The organism is Bradyrhizobium sp. 31Argb (assembly GCF_043638955.1).
Taxonomy (GTDB): domain Bacteria; phylum Pseudomonadota; class Alphaproteobacteria; order Rhizobiales; family Xanthobacteraceae; genus Bradyrhizobium.
Genome location: NZ_JBEGDB010000392.1, coordinates 1 through 5,702, shown reverse-complemented (window position 1 = coordinate 5,702; position 5,702 = coordinate 1). Strand labels below are relative to the sequence as shown.

Annotated in this window: 4 protein-coding genes; 1 reads left to right on the top strand and 3 read right to left on the bottom strand. The window is 62.0% G+C overall.

The window, feature by feature from the left end; translation table 11 throughout:
* Positions 1-425: 425 nt before the first annotated feature.
* The 3 genes from AAFX91_RS38275 to AAFX91_RS38265 all read right to left on the bottom strand — a co-directional run bounded on the left by AAFX91_RS38275 (position 426) and on the right by AAFX91_RS38265 (position 3,756).
* Positions 426-1,637, bottom strand: a complete 1,212-nt coding sequence (locus tag AAFX91_RS38275; RefSeq protein WP_130583902.1) for an ABC transporter substrate-binding protein — start codon at positions 1,635-1,637, stop codon at positions 426-428.
* A gap of 220 nt (positions 1,638-1,857) precedes the next feature.
* Positions 1,858-3,267 (bottom strand): type I glutamate--ammonia ligase, encoded by a 1,410-nt coding sequence (glnA, locus tag AAFX91_RS38270; RefSeq protein ID WP_130583903.1) that lies wholly within the window; start codon positions 3,265-3,267, stop codon positions 1,858-1,860.
* 150 nt (positions 3,268-3,417) lie between these two features.
* Positions 3,418-3,756, bottom strand: coding sequence for a P-II family nitrogen regulator (locus AAFX91_RS38265; RefSeq protein WP_011441447.1), 339 nt, complete (start codon positions 3,754-3,756; stop codon positions 3,418-3,420).
* A gap of 352 nt (positions 3,757-4,108) precedes the next feature.
* Between AAFX91_RS38265 and AAFX91_RS38260 the strand changes: the two genes are divergently transcribed.
* Positions 4,109-5,608 (top strand): NAD(P)H-hydrate dehydratase, encoded by a 1,500-nt coding sequence (locus tag AAFX91_RS38260; RefSeq protein WP_394569946.1) that lies wholly within the window; start codon positions 4,109-4,111, stop codon positions 5,606-5,608.
* Positions 5,609-5,702: the final 94 nt, after the last annotated feature.

The window sequence follows — 5,702 nt, the reverse complement described above, 5'->3', positions numbered from 1 at the left end:
CGCCTCAACGCCAAAGCACGCGAGGCGCGTGCCGCTTACGCCAATGCAACTTGACAATCCAGATAGTCGCTCATCCGCCGTGAGACGCGCGGAGTTAAATCACTGATTTGCCCGACGGGTTAAGCGGAATATTTTTCGCGCGACGGCTGGACGAGGCAAATCACCTTGGAATTGCTGGCGAATTTTTCTCCTCCGTCATTCCGGGGCGTCCGGGGCGTCCGAAGGACGAGCCCGGAATCCATCCAACCGCAGAGCATGCGGTCCGATGGATTCCGGGCTCACGCTACGCGTGCCCCGGAATGACAGCGCGGACCATGGCCAGCGGCTTGGAACTCACTTTCTTAGCGGAGCTCAGCAATCCATAGCGCCGCTTGTGGAGACGTGGATTGCTTCGTTCCGCTCGCAATGACGGGGTGAGTTCGGAATTACTTCTGTGCCGTCACCATCGGGCAAGCGCTGCTCGAGAGCGATGGAAATGCGTCCTTGCCTTCGACGGTTGCGAGGATCCTGAAGACATCCGACGGGTCGGACACCTCGCTCGCCTTCTTGACCTCGGCGAGGTACATGTCGTGCACCATCAGGTTGTCGGCGCGAAGCTTGCCGTTTCGCGCGAAAGCATCATTGAAGGTGCGGCCCTGCAAATCCTTGACGACGGCGGCCGGATCCTTGGTGTTCGCGGCCTGGACCGATTTGATGTAGTTCAACGCGGACGAATACACGCCCGCCTGCATCATGCTCGGCGGCTTTCCCATCTTGGCGGCATAGCGCTTTGCGAATTCGCGCGTCCGGTCATCCATGTTCCAGTAGAAGCCAATCGTGGCAAGCAAGCCCTGCGCGCTCTTCAGGCCAATGCTTTGGATGTCATTGACGTCAATCAGCAGCGCGATCATCTGTTGGCCGCCGCTGGTGAGGCCAAATTCTTCCGCTTGTTTGATGCCGTTCTGAGTGTCCGCGCCAGCGTTGGCCAGTGCGATGACCTTCGCGCCCGAAGACTTGGCCGTCAGGAGGACCGAGCTGAAATCTGCCGTGTTGATCGGATGCGGCGCATGCCCCAGTGACTTCCCTCCGCCCTTGGTCACGACTTCCGTCACATCGCGCTCGAGCGCGTGGCCGAATGCGTAGTCCGCAGCAATAAAGAACCACGTGTCGGCTCCACGTTGGAGCAACGCTTTCCCGGCCACGTTCGCGAGTGCGTAGGTATTATATGTCCATTGGATGAAATTGGGAGAACATAGCTTTCCACTCAGATCCGCGGAACCTCCCGCGGATGTGATGAACATCTTGTTTCGATCCTTGGCGAAGTTCTGGACCGCAATACATACTGACGACACCGGCACGTCGAGGATGACGTCGACGCCATCCTGATCATACCATTGGCGCGCAATATTCCCGCCGAGGTCGGGCTTGTTCTGATGATCGGCGGAAATCAGCTCGATGGGTTTGCCCAGGACGCTGCCACCACACTCTTCGATCGCCAATTGGGCGGCCGCCACCGATCCCTTGCCGCCATTGTCTGCGAACAGGCCATTCATGTCCGTCAGGACACCGAACTTTAACGGCGTATCTCCCGCGGCGCGGACAATCGCCGGCGAGAAGACTGTGGCACCAAGGCCAGCAAGAAATGTGCGCCGTTTCATCTTTTCACTCCCTTTTTTGTTTTGCGGCAGTTTGCGTTGTCACTCACAGTTCTGCAAGTCATCCGTCAAGGGAAAGCAGAAGCAATCCACATAAGCGCCATCAGTCGTCATTGCGAGCCACCGGGTCGGCGCGAAGCGCCGCCCCGGTGGCTCGCAATGACGCAAAACAAAAAAGGCGCCCCGTGTGGAGCGCCTTTCCGATCGTTGCGGCAGTGAAAACTCACTGCGAATAGTACATGTCGAACTCGACCGGGTGTGGGGTCATTTCGAAGCGCTCGACTTCGGTCATCTTGAGTTCGATGTAGGCGTCGATGAAGTCGTCGTCGAACACGCCGCCGGCCTTCAGGAACGCGCGGTCCTTGTCGAGGTTTTCCAGCGCCTCGCGCAGGCTTCCGCACACGGTCGGGATCGACTTCAGCTCTTCCTTCGGCAGGTCGTAGAGGTCCTTGTCCATTGCCGGGCCCGGATCGAGCTTGTTCTTGATGCCGTCGAGGCCGGCCATCAGCATCGCCGCGAAGCCGAGATAGGGGTTGGCCATCGGGTCGGGGAAGCGGACCTCGACGCGCTTGGCCTTCGGCGAAGCGGTGTAGGGGATGCGGCAGGAGGCCGAGCGGTTGCGCGCGGAGTAGGCGAGCAGCACCGGCGCCTCATAGCCCGGGACCAGGCGCTTGTAGGAGTTGGTTGTCGGATTGGTGAAGGCGTTGATCGCCTTGGCGTGCTTGATGATGCCGGCGATGTAGGAGAGGCAGGTCTCCGAGAGGTCGGAGTACTTGTTGCCGGCGAACACCGGCTTGCCTTCCTTCCAGATCGACTGGTGGACGTGCATGCCCGAGCCGTTATCGCCGTAGACCGGCTTCGGCATGAACGTGGCGGTCTTGCCGTAGATGTGCGCAACCTGGTGGATGCAGTACTTGTAGATCTGCAGGTGGTCAGCCATCAGCGTCAGCGTGTCGAACTTCATGCCAAGCTCGTGCTGGGCGGAAGCGACCTCATGGTGATGCTTCTCGACCTTGACGCCCATCTTGGCCATGGCGCCCAGCATCTCCGAGCGCATGTCCTGCACCGAGTCCTGCGGCGGCACCGGGAAGTAACCGCCCTTGGTGCGGATGCGGTGGCCCAGATTGCCGCCTTCATATTCGGTGTCGGAATTGGTCGGCAGCTCCGAGGAGTCGAGACGGAAGCCGGTGTTGTAGGGATTTGCGGAGAAGCGCACGTCGTCGAACACGAAGAACTCGGCCTCGGGGCCGACATAGACGGCGTCGCCGACGCCCATCGACTTCACCATCGCTTCCGCCTTCTTGGCGATGCCGCGCGGATCGCGGTTGTAGGGCTCGCCGGTGGTCGGCTCGAGCACGTCGCAGGTGATCACCATCGTCGTCTCGGCGAAGAACGGGTCGATCGTCGCGGTGACGGGGTCGGGCATCAGGCACATGTCGGACTCGTTGATCGCCTTCCAGCCGGCGATCGAGGAGCCGTCGAACATCGTGCCTTCGGCGAAAATGTCATCGTCGATCATGCCGACGTCGAAGGTCACGTGCTGCCACTTGCCGCGCGGATCGGTGAAGCGAAGATCGACGTATTTGACGTCGTTGTCCTTGATCGATTTCAGGACGTCTTTGGCGGTCTTCATGAGTATCCCTTTTGACTTTGCGGGTCGGTTTCCAGGTGAGCGACGTTGTTCTCGCTTGGGCCAAGTTCGCGCGATGATACAAACGAAATCAGGCCGCCAAAGGCAGCCTTATTCTCTTCTAGGATCGCAAGATTTCGGATAGCACCGGGCTTAAATAGCGTCCAGCCCGGATTCGCCGGTCCGGATGCGGATCGCTTCCTCGATATTGGAAACGAAAATCTTGCCGTCGCCGATGCGCCCAGTCTGCGCCGCGCGGCGGATCGCATCGATCGCCTTCTCGACCAGGTCGTCGCCGATCACGATCTCGATCTTCACCTTCGGCAGGAAGTCGACGATGTATTCCGCGCCGCGATAGAGCTCGGCGTGACCCTTCTGCCGTCCAAACCCCTTGGCCTCCGTTACCGTGATGCCCTGAAGTCCGACTTCCTGAAGCGCCTCTTTCACCTCGTCGAGCTTGAACGGCTTGATGATGGCTTCGATTTTCTTCACTGAGGGCCTCCCGGGCATTTCCAGAATACAAAGTGCAGGTTCGATGCGCGTGGCGCAATCAGTTCGATCCGTCAACTCCCGGCGGAGCCGGAAATGCCCCTCACGGCCATACAAGGCGGCCGTCCTGAGCGGCTTCCTCAAAAGCAGGGTCTATGCCAAGTTATAAATGTCCCTGATTTCGGAATGTTATCAGCCTTTTAACGGGCAGACGGACAAGGTTGGATCGAGCGCCCCATGATACCGAAGCCTGCGAAATAGGCAAACGGATGAATTGGTGTGCAATCATCGGCGGATGATCGACGCGAGCCGGGCGAGGTGCCTGTCGAAAAGGCTGATAGATTGAGGATTCAGCATGGAAATCCTGACCACGGCTGAAATGGAACGCGCCGACCGGCTGACCATTGCCGGGGGCACACCTGGCTTTTCGTTGATGATGAGCGCGGGGCAGGCGGTGGCCGAAGCGGCCATGGACCTGGTCGAGGAGGGGCCGATCCTGGTGGTGGCGGGCCGCGGCAACAATGGTGGCGATGGCTTTGTCGCCGCCGCCGAGCTTGCTGCACGGGGGCGGGAGGTCTCGGTCATCCTGCTGTGCGAGCGCGACAGCCTGAAGGGCGACGCGGCGCTGGCCGCACGCGGCTGGAAATATCCGGTGCTGCCGTTCAACCCGCAGGCGATCGGCAAGCCCGCGCTGATTATCGATGCGCTGTTCGGCGCCGGGCTCGACCGTCCCGTGAAGGGCGAACCCCATGAGATGATCGAGGCGGTCAACGCCCATGATGTGCCGGTGCTCGCTGTCGACCTGCCGAGCGGCATCAACGGCACCACCGGTGCTCCGATGGGGATCGCGATCCGCGCCACCGAGACCGTGACCTTCTTCCGCCGCAAGCCGGCGCATCTGCTCTTGCCGGGCAGGGTGCATTGCGGCCGCGTGCGCGTCGCCGATATCGGCATCGATCCGAAGGTGCTCGAGGAAATCCGCCCGGCTACCTTCGAGAATGTTCCGTCGACCTGGCAGCACGCGTTTCCGGTGCCGAAGATCGACGGCCACAAATATTCCCGCGGTCACGTCCTTGCCGTCTCCGGCGACATCGCCGCGACCGGCGCCTCGCGGCTTGCAGCGCGCGGCGCGCTGCGGGCGGGAGCGGGCCTGGTGACGCTGGCCTCGCCGAGCGATGCGCTGGCGGTGAACGCCGCGGCGCTGACAGCGGTGATGGTGCGCGCGGTCGACAATGCGATCCAGTTCGCCGATCTCCTGAACGACAGGCGGCTGAACACGAGCGTGATCGGGCCCGGTGCCGGCGTCGGCCCACGCACGCGCGATTTTGTCCACACGGCTCTCGCGGCGAAGCGCAACCTGGTGCTGGACGCTGATGCGCTGACCAGTTTTGCGGATGCACCGGAACGGTTGTTCGAGGCGATCAAGGCATCGGACGGGGCACAGGTGGTGCTGACGCCGCATGAGGGCGAGTTCCCGCGGCTGTTCAGCGACATCAGCAACAAGCATCCCGGCCGCTCCAAACTCGAGCGTGTGCGCGCCGCCGCCGAGCGCTCCGGTGCGGTGGTGCTGTTGAAGGGACCGGACACGGTGGTCGCCGCGCCCGATGGCCGCGCCACCATCGCCTCCAACGCGCCGCCATGGCTCGCCACCGCCGGCGCCGGCGACGTGCTGTCCGGCATCATCGCGGGGCTACTCGCGCAAGGCACGCCCGCCGTCGAGGCCGCCAGCATCGGCGCCTGGATGCATGGCGAAGCCGGGGCGGAGGCGGGGCCGGGCCTGATCGCGGAAGACCTTCCCGAGACGCTGCCGGCGGTCTTCCGCCGGGTATATGACGGACTGGGGATTGAGTATTGAGGATTTGTGGGCGTCGAAGGGTGGGCAAAGCGCAGCGTGCCCACCATCCACGGTCGGTGCAAGAAAGGTGGGCACGCTGCGCTTTGCCCACCCT